This window comes from Pseudomonas sp. LTJR-52 (assembly GCF_003691465.1).
Lineage (GTDB): Bacteria > Pseudomonadota > Gammaproteobacteria > Pseudomonadales > Pseudomonadaceae > Chryseomonas > Chryseomonas luteola.
Genome location: NZ_CP033105.1, coordinates 1,595,375 through 1,610,749, shown reverse-complemented (window position 1 = coordinate 1,610,749; position 15,375 = coordinate 1,595,375). Strand labels below are relative to the sequence as shown.

Genomic DNA, 15,375 nt, shown 5'->3' with positions numbered 1-15,375 from the left:
GGAGTCTGGCAATAGGAGATTCCTTCATGCCCTTGGACTACCGTTGCACCCGGCTCATGCCAAGCCGAAAACGCCACTGTTGTAACGCCGAGGGCACCCACTAAAAGCAAAGTTCTTGTGATTGTTAAGTTCATGGCTGCAACCCTTTGATGACCCTGCCAAATACTGCTTGGTAACCGTAGACCAAGGTCTGCCAGTCCGCATGACTGAGCGACGAATGGCGCTTAAGTTGCAGAAGATCCCGCCGAGCGGCACGACGTGCTGAGAACCGACGGCGGCATTTTTCGAGATCCAGTAATGCAACATCGAACTCAACCTCGCCTAGTGTTTCACGGACGCGCAAGAACACATGCTTGTCATACAGGCAACCATGCTGCCAGCGCGCCTTATGCAGCCGAGCCAGCATAGCGCCGAGTCGTTTCAGGAATATATCGCGGGTCGCCTGGTCATACCGCGTCTGGGCACCGCTGGCGTACCAGTCTTCCAGCGATACATACCCATCGAGTTCGGCACTTACCAGCAGCGCACGCCAGCCTTGCTCATCCCGTCGAGCCTCGCAAAACAAGAGTTCCGGTACGCCCACGCCCAGCGCGGCGATAGAGGTCAAGGCATCTCGTTCACGCAGGGCCGTTGGCCGCCCAAACGGATGACGCAGACTCCGATAGATATGCCCTACCTGACGTTTGGCATAGGCAATGGTACCGTCATTGATCTGGATACGTTGGACGCCGCTTTCTCCACCCCGCCGCTCATTAGGCGCCTCGACCCACTCCCCCGACATGACCCACCAGTTTTCAAAGGAACGCTCTGTACCCTTGGACAACGTTGTACTCTGTGGGAAAGACATATCGGACATAATCAAACCTTTCTTAAAACATAAACACGCCACATCGAGTAGTGCGGCAAGAAATCAAGATGCTTTTCGACACAGAAACCAGCCTGTACGAATTCGTGCTCGACCTGCTCGGCATTTAGAACAATGCGATTTTGATAACCCGTACTTTTGTTGCGGAGCTGCCGCTTGGCTTCTAGCTGCTTGCGGCGCCATGCCTTGAAATTACCGTCCACCCATAATGACAGAATGACTGTATCGCGTGTTACACGATTGAATTCCTTGAACATTTCCAAGCGGTCGGTACTATCAGCAATGTGATGCACCAGGCGCATGCAGAAAATACTGTCCACTGCGTTATCAGGAAGATCGATAGCAAAAGCGGATGTTTGCAAGGTACGCACACGCTGAACTACTTCTTTGGGCTGGGAGGCACATGCCACGGCCAACATATCCGCCGAGTTATCAGCGCCAATAATGATCCGATTCTGTTTTTCCGCGAGCAGCGGCCAGAAACGACCGGCGCCGCATGGTAGATCCAGGACTAGATTGGGCTGTCCCGCCAGCCTCAAGGCGCGGCGGGCAAGTTGCTCATCTCGCCAATGAGACAAGCGGCGAGCCATGCCATCCTGGTGTTTCTTGAAGTACTGCTCGGCATGCGCGCGGTCATACTTCTCGGAGAAGGGAAGCTCAATCGTAGATTTCATGGCGGCACTCCATAAGTCAGATGAAGCCACCTTATGGAGCGCACCGTTAAATCAGGGTCAAGGTCAGGTGAAAATTACGTCAATCGTTTTTGCGCTTTCAGGCAATGCCAACTCAACCCGGAAACAGCAGCCGTTTGGCTGACGATTAGTCAATGCAACCTTCCATCCCTGCAACTGGCAGATACGATGGACCAGTGAGAGGCCAAGCCCTAACCCCTCGCCACGTCTTGCACTACCTCGTACAAAGGGCTTGAAGACCTCATCATGTTGAGCTTCAGGAATGCCGCTGCCCGTGTCTTCCACCGTAAAAGCAGCCTCCTCCAACGTCAGGCGAATTTCACCCGCATCCGTGTAATGAAGTGCGTTACGCAGCAGATTACTCATGACAGACCGCAGGAATGGGGCGTTGTAGGTCTGCTGATGTTCATAACCCCCAGGTTCATACCTCAAGGTTAGCCCCTTGGCCTCGATTGCTCCCTGCCACTGCAGCACCAGCTCGTCGGCAATCGTTCTGAGCGAACTGCGAGGCGCAATGACCGCCCCGTCGCGCTGTGCCCTGGCCAACTGGAGAAAGGTTTGCACCAGATCCCGCATTTCCTCAGTAGCGCTCACCATTCGCTGTAGCTGCGCCTTACCTCTGGGACCAAGGCCTGGATCCTCAGCCAGCAACTCACATGATGTGGCAATCACCATTAGTGGTGTTCGCAACTCATGACTCACATCACTGGTGAACAACTGCTCTCGGGTAAGCGCATCACGCAACTGACCTAATGCATCGTCAAACGCCGCTGCCAATTCCCCTACTTCATCATTGGTATAATCCGGGGCCAACGGGGGAGCCATCAGCAGCATCTGGTCACGATGCCGAACCTGACGAGCTAGACGACTGACCGGAGCAATGACTCGGCGCGCCAGCAACCAGCCGAGAAGGCCTGACAACGCCACACTGAGCAAAAACCCTTTGAGCACGACCCGATAAAGAGCCTTTTCCCGTCGCTCAAAATCACTTTGATCCTGCAAAAGGATGTAGTGCCGCCCATCCTGGAACCGAACCCAGGCATAGTAGTACCGACCGCCCTCCTTGACCTCACTGAAGCCCTGCTTGAGCCCCACCAGATCCGGCGGCAATGACTGTGGCTCATTTTCCGGCGCGTAGTAGAGCTTCATGCCAGGATCCAGTACCGGCTGACCACCGTTTCGCATGTCTCGTCGCAACATGCGATTCAGCTCGTTGCTCATGTCTTCGGAGATCAGCTGTTCTTCAACTAGGTGTACGACTTCGACAATACCAAAGGAAAACAGGCCGCCCACCACTACGGTCATCAGCACAAACGCAATGATGATCCGGCGTAAAAGGCTCTGCTTATACTCCATCGCTATCGTTCGTCAGGCGGTAGCCCACGCCATGTACCGTATGGAGCAAGGACGTTTCAAAGGGCTTGTCTATAACTTGGCGGAGCTGGTGAATATGACTGCGCAGACTATCGCTGTCAGGGCAGTCATCTCCCCAAAGCGTCTCCTCCAGGACTTCTCGCCGAATCACATGCGGGCTTTTTTGCATGAGCGCCGCAAGCAGCTTGAGACCGATGGGATTTAGCTTGAGCGATTTACCCCCACGGCTAACTTCCAGCGTGTCGAGATCATAGACAAGATCAGCCACCTGGAGCTGCCGCCTGCCTCCTCCACGCGTCCTGCGCATTACCGCTTCGATCCGAGCAGCCAACTCCGACAAGGCGAAAGGCTTTATCAGGTAATCGTCTGCGCCAGAGCGAAACCCCTTGAGGCGGTCATCCAGCTGATCTCGCGCCGTCAGCATGATGACCGGAGTATCGCGCCGGGCATCCTCACGCAAGCGCTGGCATAACGTGTACCCATCGATTCCCGGCAACATGATATCGAGAATCAACAGATCATAATGCTCAGTTGCCGCCAAGTGCAGGCCTGAGAGCCCATCCTGGGCACAGTCGACTGTATATCCCTTGAGACTCAAGTAATCCATCAGATTACTCAAGATATCGCGGTTATCTTCAACCACCAGAATACGCATGAACTCACCTCATAGCCTCGCGCGGTTGCAGCAGGCCTGTTTAACATTTTTTTCACTACCCATTCACCTGGGCATGACAAGGCACAGCGCACTGTGCAGGAGCACCCTGTTTCATCTGCTCAGATAGAAACTGCCTTCCCTGTAAACAATTGCCTCTCTCCTTCTAGGATACCCATGAACGCTTCTGCTTACTCTCGCCCGCTCAACTTTTTCTGGGCTCTGGGTCTGCCTTTGGCAGTAATGATTCTTTTATTGAGTGTTGAGCCCACACGACTCGACTTTGCACTGGCCGATGCATTCTATGATCCAGGCACAGGGTTTATTGGGCGACACAGTGCCCTTCTTGAGGATATTCTGCATGATCGGGCCAAACAGCTGGTTATCCTGATCGGTATTATTGCCATTGCAGGCTCGATCCTGAGCTTTTTCTGGACACCTCTGAAATCCTGGCGCAAGTCGTTGGGGTACTTGGTGCTTGCAATGGGTACGTGTACAGCGCTTGTCATGCCACTGAAAAAGCTGACCGATGTTCCCTGCCCCTGGAGTCTGGTTCAATATGGCGGTGACCAGGTTTACTCCCCGTTATTGTCAGAGCGCCCCGCGACCAACAAGAACAATCTGTGCTGGCCCGGCGGCCATGCTTCCAGTGGTTTTACCTTGTTTGCATTCTATTTCTTTTTGCGCGATCGCCGTGCACGGCTGGCACGCGGTGCGCTGGCTGCAGCCTTCGCGCTGGGCTGCATCTTTTCCATAGGACGGATGATGCAAGGGGCCCACTTTCTTTCCCATAACATATGGACGGCACTTTTTGATTGGCTGGTGTGCTTGGCTTTTTACCGATTGATGCTTTACCGCCCGGCCTCCTCACCAGAAAAGACTGCTCCAGCCCCGTCTGCGCTTTAAGTATTGCCCATAAAAAAGCCCGACCATTAGGCCGGGCTTTTTTAGCTAGGTAGCTGGGTGGCTTACATCATGCCGCCCATACCGCCCATGCCGCCCATGTCAGGCATTGCCGGAGCAGCCTTGTCTTCTGGGATATCAGCAACCATGGCTTCGGTAGTTACCATCAGACCGCCAATGGAGGCAGCAGCCTGCAGGGCGCTACGAGTCACTTTAGCCGGGTCAAGAATACCCATCTCGATCATATCGCCGTATTCGCCAGTCGCAGCGTTAAAGCCGTAGTTGCCTTCACCGGCCTTGACCTTGTCAACTACGACGCTTGGCTCGCCACCCGCGTTGGCAACGATCTGGCGCAGAGGTGCTTCAACAGCACGACGCAGCAGAGCGATACCTACGTTCTGATCTTCGTTGTCGCCTTTCAGACCTTCGATGGCCTGCAGGGAACGAACCAGGGCTACGCCACCGCCAGGCACCACGCCTTCTTCAACGGCTGCACGAGTTGCGTGCAGGGCGTCTTCAACGCGAGCCTTCTTCTCTTTCATTTCAACTTCAGTTGCCGCACCTACCTTGATCACGGCAACACCGCCAGCCAGCTTGGCCAGACGCTCTTGCAGTTTTTCACGGTCGTAATCGGAAGAAGTCTCTTCGATCTGAGCACGGATCTGCTTGACGCGAGCTTCGATATCAACCTGAACGCCAGCACCGTCGATAACAGTGGTGTTTTCCTTGTTGATAACAACGCGCTTGGCTTGACCCAGGTGCTCCAGAGTGGTGCTTTCCAGGCTCAGGCCTACTTCTTCAGAGATCACAGTGCCGCCAGTCAGGATAGCGATATCCTGCAGCATGGCTTTGCGGCGATCACCGAAGCCAGGCGCCTTAACAGCAGCAACCTTGACGATGCCACGCATGTTGTTGACGACCAGAGTAGCCAGCGCTTCGCCTTCAACGTCTTCAGCAACGATCAGCAGCGGACGGCCAGCCTTGGCAACGGATTCCAGCACCGGCAGCATTTCGCGGATGTTGGAGATTTTCTTGTCAACCAACAGCAGCAGCGGGTTGTCCAGCTCGGCGGACATGGTGTCCGGCTTGTTGATGAAGTAAGGAGACAGGTAGCCACGGTCAAACTGCATGCCTTCTACGACAGACAGTTCGTTTTCCAGGCCGGAACCTTCTTCAACAGTGATCACGCCTTCCTTGCCTACTTTCTCCATGGCTTCAGCAATGATGCTGCCGATGGATTCGTCGGAGTTGGCGGAAATGGTACCTACCTGAGCGATGGCACGGAAATCGGCGCAAGGCTTGGACAGTTCTTTCAGCTGAGCAACGATGGCGATGGTTGCCTTGTCGATGCCGCGCTTCAGATCCATTGGGTTCATGCCAGCAGCAACAGCCTTCAGGCCTTCGTTCACGATGGACTGAGCCAGAACGGTAGCAGTGGTAGTACCGTCACCAGCTGCATCGTTAGCCTTGGACGCAACGTCCTTGACCAGCTGAGCACCCATGTTTTCGAACTTGTCTTTCAGCTCGATTTCTTTGGCAACGGAAACGCCATCCTTGGTGATGGTCGGAGCACCAAAGCTCTTGTCAAGAACGACATTACGACCTTTCGGGCCTAGCGTTGCTTTTACAGCGTCAGCCAGAACGTTTACACCAACCAGCATTTTCTTACGGGCGGAGTCGCCGAATTTGACTTCTTTAGCAGCCATGTTCTTTTTCCTCTAAACGAATTCGGTGGAAACAGGGATCGGCAATTAGCCTTCCATTACAGCCAAGATCTCGGACTCAGCCATGATCAGCAGCTCTTCGCCATCAACCTTAATGGTGTTGCTGCCGGAATAGGGGCCAAATACTACTTTGTCGCCAACCTTTACAGCTGGAGCGCGAACTTCGCCGTTATCCAGAACGCGACCGGTTCCTACCGCAACGACTTCACCACGATTCGGCTTTTCGGCAGCCGAGCCCGGCAGCACGATGCCGCCAGCAGTCTTGGTTTCTTCTTCGCTGCGACGGATCACGACGCGATCATGCAGAGGACGAAGCTTCATAGTCGTATCTCCTAATATGTAAGCGTTTCCAATTACCGGTGAAGACCACCGGCTGTTTTGTTTTAACCGGCTTCGCCGGGTGCACCCTGCAATGCAAGGTGCGAATTCAGCCTGCCAATGGCAAGAACCTTACGGTGTCCGCTACATGAGGTTGTAGAAAATCATTTCAAGGGGCAGAGCAAAAAAAATTTTCTAATTCAGTGATTAAACGGCTTCTTATCATCTCGCCGTTCGTACTCACCTTCGATCACGCGAGGGGCCTCGGGGCGCTGATGATTCTGATGAAAATCACCCGGTCTGTGCTGATAAGTCTGCCCACCTCCGCGCACATTGATCCGCGCCATTACAGACCCTATCAGTAACTTGCGTGTAATGGGTAACAGCACCAGCAGCGCCAGCACATCACTGATAAAGCCGGGCAGGACAAACAAGGAGCCGCTGACGGCCATCGTCAGTCCCTGCATGATCTCTTTCTCAGGCACTTCACCCATGGCAATACGTATACGAGCCCGCCAAAGCGTCGTGAAGCCGGCCACCCGAAGCATGCCAATACCAATGAGAGTGCTCAGGACCAGCAGGATCAACGTCCAGCCGACTCCAATGGAACTGCCAATCTTGATCATGACTGCCAGTTCCAACAGGGGAAACAGTAAAAACAGAAACAGGAATTTGCGCATCGCAGTGTCCTTTGGGGCCTCCAAGGCCGAACCTACCAAAACTCCAAGGTGGCGTTGACCAGGGATTAATTCAACCCTTGCGTGTGGAATCACGCTATCAATAGACACTCAAGGCCAGGCGACACGGGCTTCTGCGCAATAGAAAGGAGTGTTACAAGGTATGGATTGATGAGGAGTCAGCTGACTACTGGCTAGCTAAGGCGCCACAAGGGCGCCCTAGCACAAGCAGTTACCACGTTACGCCAATCCCTGCGCTGTATTGGGTTTCGTTGAGACTTCCCTTGGCCCCGCTGACCAGCTGCTTTGACGCCTTCAGGTTAAGAGACGCCCAGTTGGTGACCTTGTAGCGCAGCCCTAAATCCGTATCCAGGCTGAAGTCCGCGGTATTGTCCAGCGGGCGTCCTACTTCACCAGTAGTGAATAGCTGAACCGTCTGTCCGTATACGTAACGGTTGTAGTCCCACTTCATTGACACGGAGTAGAAGCTGTCCTTGTCATCATCGCGGTATTGATAGTCGGCGCGATCCAGCAGCGCTGTCAGGGAGAAGGATCCCAGCTCGTTATCCCAGAACTGATAGCCCGGGCCTGTACCAACGTTACGCTGGCGAGCGATGTCTTCAACTTTGTCCCTGTCGTAGGACAGCCGTCCCTGCCAGAAAAACTTTTCATTGAAGAAACGATCCAGCGCGTACTGAAGCGACCAGTTATCCGTGGATACCGCTCCGTCCTTCTTTTCACGGTCGTAACTGCCCTGGGCATTGTGACGCCACATACCGTGCCGAGCCTGGGTCTTGAAGTCGATGTCGTAGTCGTCTGTATCCTTGTCGGCACGCTTGTAATTCAATGCCGCATCGATGTTGCCCTTCCAGGTAAAGTCATGCAGCAGCGGCTTTGGTGGCACAATCTGGCTGATGCTGGCCAGAGGTACGGTCTGCGCGCCCTGCTCTGCCGTTTCGACAATGACCTGACCCTGGCCGGCAGGCTTGAGGCTCTTGACCTCGACATCCTCCTCGTATTCACCACGCTGCACCAGCACGGGCTGATCGCGCTGCAGCGTAGCCACCTTGTCCCAGGACAAGGGAATGGAGCCACCGTAATCGGTCTGCAACAATAGCTTCTTGCTGTCTAAAAGCTTGATCGTCCCGGTCAAGCGGTCACCATTTTTCAGCCATACCGTGTCCGCAAAAGCGGTACTGGAAAGGGCTGAAAAAGCGGCAAGGTAAAAGAGAGTTCGTGACAACATAAAAGACGCCGTTGTAGAGATATAAACCGGTTATGTTTGTCCGGCCCTTGTTAAGAAAGCAGAAATAATCACGGGTGAGGTTGAGCAACCTTTTCACGCCAAGCGCATATGACTGATTTTCATTAACAAATTCCACTGGCCTAGCATTTCTTTGCTTGTTTTTTGAAATACGTCGAGTTCAGCCCCATGACCCACTCCCTTTTCCAACATTCAGACACACCCGAGACTCGCCAGGCAGCGCTTTTCGGCGTCATGGCAGAAATACCGCCTGGAAAGGTTGTCAGCTACGGTCAGTTAGCTGAACTGGCTGGCTTGGGCCGTGCGGCTCGATGGGTGGGACGGACACTTTCCCGTCTGCCGGAAGGGACCACCCTTCCCTGGCATCGAGTGATCGGGGCAGATGGTCGAATCAGCTTACCGTCCGATTCCCTTTCGGGTATCGAGCAACGACAGCGATTACGGGCTGAAGGCATCATTTTTCACAATGATCGGGTGGACATGCGTCGGCACAGGTGGAATCCACTTCAGGCTTGCGAGTAGAGTGTGTGTTTTTGTAAATACCGGTTCGCATGATCAGAAACTTCTGGCGAGAAGCCCTCGCCACGTACAAGTCCCCTGCCTGTCTGGCCTTGCTGCTGATGGGGTTTGCCGCAGGCCTTCCGACGATGCTGGTTTTCTCAACCCTGTCCGTCTGGTTGAGGGAGGCTGGCGTCTCGCGTGAAACCATCGGGTATGCCAGCTGGATCGGTCTTGCCTACGCCTTCAAATGGGTATGGTCGCCCATGCTCGATCAGTGGCGCCTGCCGGTCATTGGCAGTCTGGGCCGTCGACGCTCCTGGCTTGTGCTATCACAGGTATTGGTGGGGATCGGACTACTGGGCATGGCCTTATGTAATCCTCAATATGACTTGAGCGCCATGATTGCACTGGCAGTAATGGTAGCGTTCGCTTCGGCTACGCAAGATATCGCTGTGGACGCCTATCGGCTGGAGATTGCCGAAGATTCGCATCAGGCTGCGCTGGCCGCCTGTTATATGACGGGTTACCGAATAGCCTCGCTCCTGGCAAGTGCTGGCGCCTTGTTCCTGGCTGAAATATTAGGCTCAAGTGTCCTGAATTACAGTCAGTCTGCCTGGGCGACTACTTATATGCTGTTTGCCTTACTGGTATTGCCTGGGCTGCTTACCAGCCTCCTGATTCGAGAACCTCCGCTGGCCGCTCCCATGGGCCTCGCTGATTCTCGATTCGGCTTTAATCACCAGTTACTGTCTGTGACCCTTGTGTTGGTAATGCTGGTTTCCATTCCGGCCATGATCAACGCAATTATTGATTTTGCCTGGCCACGCGCACTGCTCTATGCCCTGTTTATTATTGGCTGCATATCTCCTTGGGGTCGTCGGATCTATGAGCCCATCAAGGATTTACTTGAAAAAGTCCGTCAACCAATGGATCTGCACCAGACCGCCTGTAATGCAGACGAAGTGCCACGCTTTGACTTTGCACACCAAGCAGTCTCGGTCATCGTATTGATCGTGTTATGTATTGCCGTAACGGGTGGCTGCAAATCCTTTTTTGGAGGCTATTGGCCTCGTGGCCTTATGTACCTTCTTATCGCAGCGCTTTGCTTATCCAGTTCGGGACGCAAGCTTATGGGACCTGTGCTGACTCCGGTCAGCGAGTTCATACAGCGCTATCGATGGCAGGCCCTAATGCTGCTGGGTCTAATTTCGACCTATCGCCTATCCGATACCGTTATGGGGGTGATGGCGGGTGTATTTTATATTGATGTGGGATACAGCAAAGAGACTATTGCCACCGTCAGCAAGGTATTTGGGGTAGTCATGACCTTACTTGGCGCCGCGGCGGGTGGCGTATTAACAGCACGGATAAGTATTCTTCCGATTCTTTTTCTGGGCGGTCTTGCTTCAGCGTTGACTAATTTACTGTTTGCCCTGATTGCTACAACAGGCGCTAACACCATGCTGCTAGTGATTGCAATCTGTTGCGATAATTTCAGTGCTGGGTTAGCGTCCTCCGCCTTTATTGCCTATCTGTCGAGCCTGACTAACCTTCGCTTCTCTGCAACTCAATATGCGCTTCTAAGCTCGCTTATGCTCTTGTTGCCACGCCTGCTAGGTGGATACTCTGGAAGCATGGTTGAGCATGTGGGGTATGTTTCATTCTTCATGATCACATCCCTATTAGGAATTCCAACACTGATTCTGATTGCAGTGCTCTGGATAAGGCAGCGAAGCCAGTCCAGTCGGCAAACAAGCACAGGCGAGCCAAGCATTTCTCCGCCGTAATAAAAAGCCCGCCAGTAGGCGGGCTTCGCTTAGGCAGCCTCTTTTTTCTCTGAAACCATATGCAGAACACGCTGGGGAAAAGGAATTCCGATACCAACTTCGCCAAGTCGATCTCGGACCTGTTCGTTCAGCATGAACATCAACGGCCAGTAATCCCCACTGTTAGTCCAGAAGCGCAGAGACAATGTAATTGCACTATCACCCAAGGCAGAAACAACCACCTCTGGTGCTGGATCACGGTGGACACGTGCATCTTCAGCTAACTTGAGCAGAACCTCCCGCCCTTTTTGCAGATCTGCCTCATAGTCCACGCCCACATCAAAAATCACCTTACGCTTGGCCTGGCGTGAGTAGTTAGTAATGATGCCATTGGAAAGTGTTCCGTTCGGGATCGTAACTGTCTTGTTGTCCCCCGTTAACAGGATCGTATGAAAGATCTGCACAGAATCAACCGTTCCCATTACACCCTGGGCCTCAATGAATTCGCCCACGCGGTAAGGGCGGAACATCAAGATCAGCACACCACCTGCAAAATTTGCCAAGCTGCCTTGCAACGCGAGCCCGACAGCCAGACCTGCAGCACCAATCACGGCCACAAAGGAGGTCGTGGCAATGCCAATCATGGAAGCCACACTGACGGCGAGCAGTACTTTGAGAACAATATTGGCCAAGCTGCCTACGAAACCGAGCAGCTCGGCATCAACGCGACGAGCCCTTAATAGACGGGACATGTTGTCTGTTACTTTATTAATAACCCACCAGCCAATAGCTAGGGTAATCAGAGCCAGTAGCAGTTGCCCTATGTACTGCAGTATGACCGGCAGCCAGGCTTCAGAAGCAGCAAGAAGTCGGTCGAACTGCACACTTAGATCCATCGTTGGATTCTCCTTAAATCAATGGAAGATGACCGGCCTATAGCAGTTGGTCACGCTAAGTGCGACGTACCGGTACTAAGAAGGTTCCCGTCACGCGGGACGCCAAGTCATGCAGAAGGGCTAATCACGGAAATTATTGAACTGCAGCGGCATGCCCAATTCCTGGCCGCGCAACATGGCAATGGTTTCCTGAAGCTCATCGCGCTTCTTGCCAGTCACGCGGACCTGCTCACCCTGGATTGCGGCCTGAACCTTGATCTTGCTGTCCTTGATGGTGGCAACGATTTTCTTGGCAAGCTCCTTATCGATGCCTTCACGCAGTACAACTTCCTGCTTGACACTTTTGCCAGAGGCATAAGCATCCTTAACTTCCAGACACTGCACATCGATCTTGCGCTTGGCTAAATTCATTTTCAGGATCTCCAGCATCTGCTCAAGTTGAAAATCCGCTTCCGCCGTTAGCGTGACGGTAAGCTCTTTGAACTCAAAGGAGCCCTTTCCGCGTAGGTCATAGCGGCGATCCAGTTCCTTCATGGCATTTTCAACCGCATTGGTCACTTCATGTTTATCCAGTTCGGACACTACATCAAAAGAAGGCATGTCATATCTCCATGTAGGCCAGGCGCTTGACTTGATGCGACTGGCTTGACGATCAAAAAGGGGCAGCCATTATAACGACTGTGGTCGATTACCCGGAATTCCATCCTGCCCGGACGTGAAACATGGGTTCCTTCTATTTTTGCTAACGAGGTATAACGTCATGAGCTGGCACATTCTGGGAGCTGGAAGTCTGGGAGGGTTATGGGCAGCGCGCTTGTTTCGCGCAGGTATCCCGGTACGCCTGATCTTCAAAGACCGCTTGCGCCTGGCCCAATACCGGGCAGCCGGTGGACTCTCCTTACGTGAGGGTGAGCAGGACAGCCTTTACCCATTGCCTGCCGAAACACCTCAAGAGACCTCCCCCATCCGACGCCTGCTGGTGGCTTGCAAGGCTTATGATGCAGAAGACGCCGTCGCAGCCGTGGCATCCCGCCTCGTTCCTGGCGCTGAAGTGGTTCTGCTGCAGAACGGCATTGGCAGCCAGGAACGCGTAGTCGAGCGTATACCGAGGGCTCGCTGCATACTTGCAAGCAGCACGGAAGGCGCCTTCCGTGAGTCCGATTTCAGCATCGTCCAGGCAGGGAAAGGCCACACTTGGCTGGGTGATCCGGCTCATCCCGATCATGTACCGGAGTGGCTGGATGAGCTCAACGAGGCGGGCATACCGGTCCAGTGGTCAACAGAAATCATGGGGCAACTCTGGCGCAAGCTTGCCATCAACTGTGCCATCAACCCTTTAACGGTGCTCCATAAATGCCGTAATGGTGAGCTCAACGCCTACGCTGGCGAGATCAAAGCCCTCACCCTTGAACTGGGCGCGTTATTAGAGGCAGTCGGGTACGGAAACCTTGCCCCTGGCCTTCAGGAAGCGGTGCTGGCTGTAATTGATGCGACTGCCGACAACACCTCATCGATGCTTCAGGACGTTACTCATGGGCGTCGTACGGAAATCGTTTTTTTGCTTGGCCATGCACTGCAAGAGGCCCAGCGCCATGGACTCAAGCTGGGCGCCCTTGAGCAACTCCATCGCCACTTGATCGATCATCTGGAGACCCATGGATTGCCGGTAGACTAAGCGCAGGCTACCCTTTCCGATCCTATTGCAGCGATGTAAGCCATGATTCTGCGCGAGCGACTCAGAAATCTTCCGGTTGGCCAGAAGTTGTTGGCTGCGCTTCTTGTACTGTTAAGCGCTGTGTTGCTGGTAGCTAACATTACCTTCATCTCAGCAGCCTACTGGATTTCCCAGGAAAACATGACGCCCCAGGCGTTGCAAACGGTTGGCAGGCTGCTGGCAATCCCCACGCTGAGCCAGGAGGCGCTGAGCTCCAAGGAGCGGGCTGAAGCGCTTCTGCATCGACTCGACAATTACAGCCCGCTCCGCCTGGCCGCCATCTACAACCAGGACGGACATCTACTTGCCGAAATACAAAATGGCACGTTGCTAAAGCTGCCTACGCATTACACAAGCCTTGAAAACTGGCGCTTGCGTGAGTTTCGTACGAATGTACTGATCGAGCTTCCTCAAGAAGATGGCCGCTCCGGCCATTTGCTGCTAGTCGCCAGCAGCGAGTTACCCGGAGCCTTCTATACCGGAACGCTGACCGCCAGTATCGCCATTCTGGTGTTCAGTCTCCTGCTCTGGTTTGTTGTGGCCAGACAGATTCGTCTGTTGATCACCCGGCCAATCCTTCAGCTGGAAGAGCTGTCTCGCCAGGTTACCCGCGAGGAAAACTACTCGCTGCGCGCTGGCAAGGGTAGTGACGACGAAATAGGTCGGCTGGCAGATGCTTTCAATACGATGCTGACCCGCATCGAGGGCCGCGAGCAACAGCTCAAACGCGCCCGTGATGACGCCCAGTCCGCAGTGCTTCAGGCTCAAACCCTGGCCGAAGAAACACGTCGCTCGAACCGAAAGCTCGAACTGGAAGTTCAGGTACGGGGCAAGATTGAGAAAAAGCTCACCGGCTTTCAAAATTACCTCAACAGCATCATCGACTCGATGCCATCGGCACTGATTGCTGTCGATGAACAGTTCTATGTGACGCAGTGGAACCAGGAGGCAACCAACCTCTCAGGCACCAATCTGGATGAGGCGTTGAATCAACCTATTTTTCTGGCCTTCCCCTCAATCAAGCCGTTTCTTCCCCAGCTAAGTCGCGCTGCCGAACATATGCGTGTGGAAAAAGTAGAGCGTGTCACCTGGGCGCTGATTGACGCTCCCCGACATTACACGCTGACATTTTATCCACTCATGGGCGGTGCCGGACGCGGAGTCGTCATCCGAATCGATGACATCACCCAGCGCCTGAACATGGAAGAGCTGATGGTGCAGTCCGAAAAAATGCTCTCGGTCGGTGGCTTGGCTGCGGGCATGGCGCATGAAATCAATAATCCGCTCGGTGCCATCCTGCATAACGTCCAGAATATCCGCCGCCGACTTTCGCCAGAGCTTCCCAAGAATATCGATCAGGCAGCAGAGTGCGGCGTGGGACTGGAGGATGTGAACTGCTACCTGGAGGGACGGGAAATCCCCCGTCTTCTTGATGGGATTCATCAGGCAGGAAGCCGTGCCGCCAAAATCGTCAGTCACATGCTGGCTTTCAGTCGTCGAAGCAACCGCAAGATGGTCGCCTGCGACCTGCCCTCCCTGATCGACCAAGCCATCGAAATTGCTGGAAATGATTTTGACCTGGCAGAAGGTTTCGACTTCCGCGCACTCAATATCCAGTGTGAATTTGATCCGGATCTGGGCCCCGTACCGGTTATTGCCAATGAACTTGAGCAGGTTCTCCTCAATCTGTTGAAGAACGCGGCCCAGGCCATTCATCAACGGGATGATGAAGAAGAAGGCGAAACGGGCCGTGTGGTGCTGCGTACATACCGCCGAGGAGATTGGGCAGAAATTCAGGTTGAGGACAATGGGATCGGGATTCCGGAATCAATTTGCAAGCGGATCTTCGAACCCTTCTTTACCACCAAGGAAGTGGGACAAGGGACCGGACTGGGTTTGTCCGTGTCTTATTTCATCATTACCAACAACCACAAGGGTCAAATGGAGGTCCATTCCAGACCTGGTGAAGGCACCTGCTTTACCCTGCGCTTGCCGCTCAATCAGCCGGAGGCAGGCAACAACTGATACC

Annotated in this window: 15 protein-coding genes; 5 read left to right on the top strand and 10 right to left on the bottom strand. The window is 53.9% G+C overall.

What is annotated here, in order from left to right:
• Positions 1 to 130: 130 nt before the first annotated feature.
• The 4 genes from EAW52_RS07390 to EAW52_RS07375 form a co-directional block, all read right to left on the bottom strand.
• A complete protein-coding gene (locus EAW52_RS07390; RefSeq protein WP_122041950.1) occupies positions 131 to 856 on the bottom strand; it encodes a lipopolysaccharide kinase InaA family protein in 726 nt (241 codons plus the stop codon).
• A gap of 2 nt (positions 857 to 858) precedes the next feature.
• Positions 859 to 1,539: a class I SAM-dependent methyltransferase gene (locus EAW52_RS07385; protein ID WP_122041949.1), complete on the bottom strand. Its 681-nt coding sequence runs from the start codon at positions 1,537 to 1,539 to the stop codon at positions 859 to 861.
• A 63-nt stretch (positions 1,540 to 1,602) separates the two neighbouring features.
• Complete coding sequence (locus tag EAW52_RS07380) at positions 1,603 to 2,913, bottom strand: HAMP domain-containing sensor histidine kinase (protein ID WP_122041948.1); 1,311 nt, start codon at positions 2,911 to 2,913, stop codon at positions 1,603 to 1,605.
• Positions 2,903 to 3,586 carry a response regulator transcription factor gene (locus EAW52_RS07375; protein ID WP_122041947.1) on the bottom strand — a complete coding sequence of 228 codons (684 nt, stop codon included), beginning with the start codon at positions 3,584 to 3,586 and terminating at the stop codon, positions 2,903 to 2,905. The genes EAW52_RS07380 and EAW52_RS07375 overlap by 11 nt, the downstream gene beginning before the upstream one ends.
• Positions 3,587 to 3,760: 174 nt before the next feature.
• On the opposite strand from EAW52_RS07375, the gene EAW52_RS07370 reads away from it, so the two are divergent.
• The gene (locus EAW52_RS07370; protein WP_122041946.1) at positions 3,761 to 4,489 is read left to right on the top strand and encodes a phosphatase PAP2 family protein; all 729 of its coding nucleotides are present in this window, start codon (positions 3,761 to 3,763) and stop codon (positions 4,487 to 4,489) included.
• Between the two features lie 62 nt (positions 4,490 to 4,551).
• On the opposite strand, the gene groL is transcribed toward EAW52_RS07370, so the two are convergent.
• From groL to EAW52_RS07350, 4 genes are all read right to left on the bottom strand, one after another.
• The gene (groL, locus tag EAW52_RS07365; RefSeq protein ID WP_010795293.1) at positions 4,552 to 6,192 is read right to left on the bottom strand and encodes a chaperonin GroEL; all 1,641 of its coding nucleotides are present in this window, start codon (positions 6,190 to 6,192) and stop codon (positions 4,552 to 4,554) included.
• A gap of 45 nt (positions 6,193 to 6,237) precedes the next feature.
• On the bottom strand, positions 6,238 to 6,531 hold the full coding sequence (locus EAW52_RS07360; RefSeq protein WP_019366756.1) for a co-chaperone GroES: 294 nt from the start codon (positions 6,529 to 6,531) through the stop codon (positions 6,238 to 6,240).
• 197 nt (positions 6,532 to 6,728) lie between these two features.
• Positions 6,729 to 7,208 carry an FxsA family protein gene (locus EAW52_RS07355; RefSeq protein ID WP_010795295.1) on the bottom strand — a complete coding sequence of 160 codons (480 nt, stop codon included), beginning with the start codon at positions 7,206 to 7,208 and terminating at the stop codon, positions 6,729 to 6,731.
• A 229-nt stretch (positions 7,209 to 7,437) separates the two neighbouring features.
• A complete protein-coding gene (locus EAW52_RS07350; protein ID WP_122041945.1) occupies positions 7,438 to 8,451 on the bottom strand; it encodes a DUF481 domain-containing protein in 1,014 nt (337 codons plus the stop codon).
• Positions 8,452 to 8,637: 186 nt separating this feature from the next.
• On the opposite strand from EAW52_RS07350, the gene EAW52_RS07345 reads away from it, so the two are divergent.
• A complete protein-coding gene (locus EAW52_RS07345) occupies positions 8,638 to 8,991 on the top strand; it encodes an MGMT family protein (RefSeq protein ID WP_122041944.1) in 354 nt (117 codons plus the stop codon).
• Between the two features lie 29 nt (positions 8,992 to 9,020).
• Complete coding sequence (locus tag EAW52_RS07340; RefSeq protein ID WP_122041943.1) at positions 9,021 to 10,757, top strand: AmpG family muropeptide MFS transporter; 1,737 nt, start codon at positions 9,021 to 9,023, stop codon at positions 10,755 to 10,757.
• Positions 10,758 to 10,786: 29 nt separating this feature from the next.
• Here the strand turns inward: EAW52_RS07340 and EAW52_RS07335 are convergent, their stop codons facing one another.
• Together EAW52_RS07335 and EAW52_RS07330 are read right to left on the bottom strand one after the other, a co-directional pair.
• Positions 10,787 to 11,632: a mechanosensitive ion channel family protein gene (locus EAW52_RS07335; RefSeq protein WP_019366761.1), complete on the bottom strand. Its 846-nt coding sequence runs from the start codon at positions 11,630 to 11,632 to the stop codon at positions 10,787 to 10,789.
• Between the two features lie 120 nt (positions 11,633 to 11,752).
• Positions 11,753 to 12,232, bottom strand: coding sequence for a YajQ family cyclic di-GMP-binding protein (locus tag EAW52_RS07330; RefSeq protein WP_010795300.1), 480 nt, complete (start codon positions 12,230 to 12,232; stop codon positions 11,753 to 11,755).
• Between the two features lie 160 nt (positions 12,233 to 12,392).
• Between EAW52_RS07330 and EAW52_RS07325 the strand changes: the two genes are divergently transcribed.
• Together EAW52_RS07325 and EAW52_RS07320 are read left to right on the top strand one after the other, a co-directional pair.
• Positions 12,393 to 13,307 (top strand): putative 2-dehydropantoate 2-reductase, encoded by a 915-nt coding sequence (locus tag EAW52_RS07325; protein ID WP_122041942.1) that lies wholly within the window; start codon positions 12,393 to 12,395, stop codon positions 13,305 to 13,307.
• 42 nt (positions 13,308 to 13,349) lie between these two features.
• Positions 13,350 to 15,371, top strand: a complete 2,022-nt coding sequence (locus EAW52_RS07320) for a HAMP domain-containing sensor histidine kinase (protein ID WP_019366764.1) — start codon at positions 13,350 to 13,352, stop codon at positions 15,369 to 15,371.
• The last annotated feature ends 4 nt before the right edge of the window (positions 15,372 to 15,375 follow it).

Coding starts and splice junctions, on each gene's coding strand:
- EAW52_RS07325 (WP_122041942.1), top strand. CDS start 12,393: ATGAGCTGGCACATTCTGGGAGCTGGAAGTCTGGGAGGGTTATGGGCA.
- EAW52_RS07390 (WP_122041950.1), bottom strand. CDS start 856: ATGTCCGATATGTCTTTCCCACAGAGTACAACGTTGTCCAAGGGTACA.
- EAW52_RS07330 (WP_010795300.1), bottom strand. CDS start 12,232: ATGCCTTCTTTTGATGTAGTGTCCGAACTGGATAAACATGAAGTGACC.
- EAW52_RS07350 (WP_122041945.1), bottom strand. CDS start 8,451: ATGTTGTCACGAACTCTCTTTTACCTTGCCGCTTTTTCAGCCCTTTCC.
- EAW52_RS07385 (WP_122041949.1), bottom strand. CDS start 1,539: ATGAAATCTACGATTGAGCTTCCCTTCTCCGAGAAGTATGACCGCGCG.
- EAW52_RS07360 (WP_019366756.1), bottom strand. CDS start 6,531: ATGAAGCTTCGTCCTCTGCATGATCGCGTCGTGATCCGTCGCAGCGAA.
- EAW52_RS07370 (WP_122041946.1), top strand. CDS start 3,761: ATGAACGCTTCTGCTTACTCTCGCCCGCTCAACTTTTTCTGGGCTCTG.
- EAW52_RS07345 (WP_122041944.1), top strand. CDS start 8,638: ATGACCCACTCCCTTTTCCAACATTCAGACACACCCGAGACTCGCCAG.
- EAW52_RS07355 (WP_010795295.1), bottom strand. CDS start 7,208: ATGCGCAAATTCCTGTTTCTGTTTTTACTGTTTCCCCTGTTGGAACTG.
- groL (WP_010795293.1), bottom strand. CDS start 6,192: ATGGCTGCTAAAGAAGTCAAATTCGGCGACTCCGCCCGTAAGAAAATG.
- EAW52_RS07335 (WP_019366761.1), bottom strand. CDS start 11,632: ATGGATCTAAGTGTGCAGTTCGACCGACTTCTTGCTGCTTCTGAAGCC.
- EAW52_RS07320 (WP_019366764.1), top strand. CDS start 13,350: ATGATTCTGCGCGAGCGACTCAGAAATCTTCCGGTTGGCCAGAAGTTG.
- EAW52_RS07340 (WP_122041943.1), top strand. CDS start 9,021: ATGATCAGAAACTTCTGGCGAGAAGCCCTCGCCACGTACAAGTCCCCT.
- EAW52_RS07375 (WP_122041947.1), bottom strand. CDS start 3,586: ATGCGTATTCTGGTGGTTGAAGATAACCGCGATATCTTGAGTAATCTG.
- EAW52_RS07380 (WP_122041948.1), bottom strand. CDS start 2,913: ATGGAGTATAAGCAGAGCCTTTTACGCCGGATCATCATTGCGTTTGTG.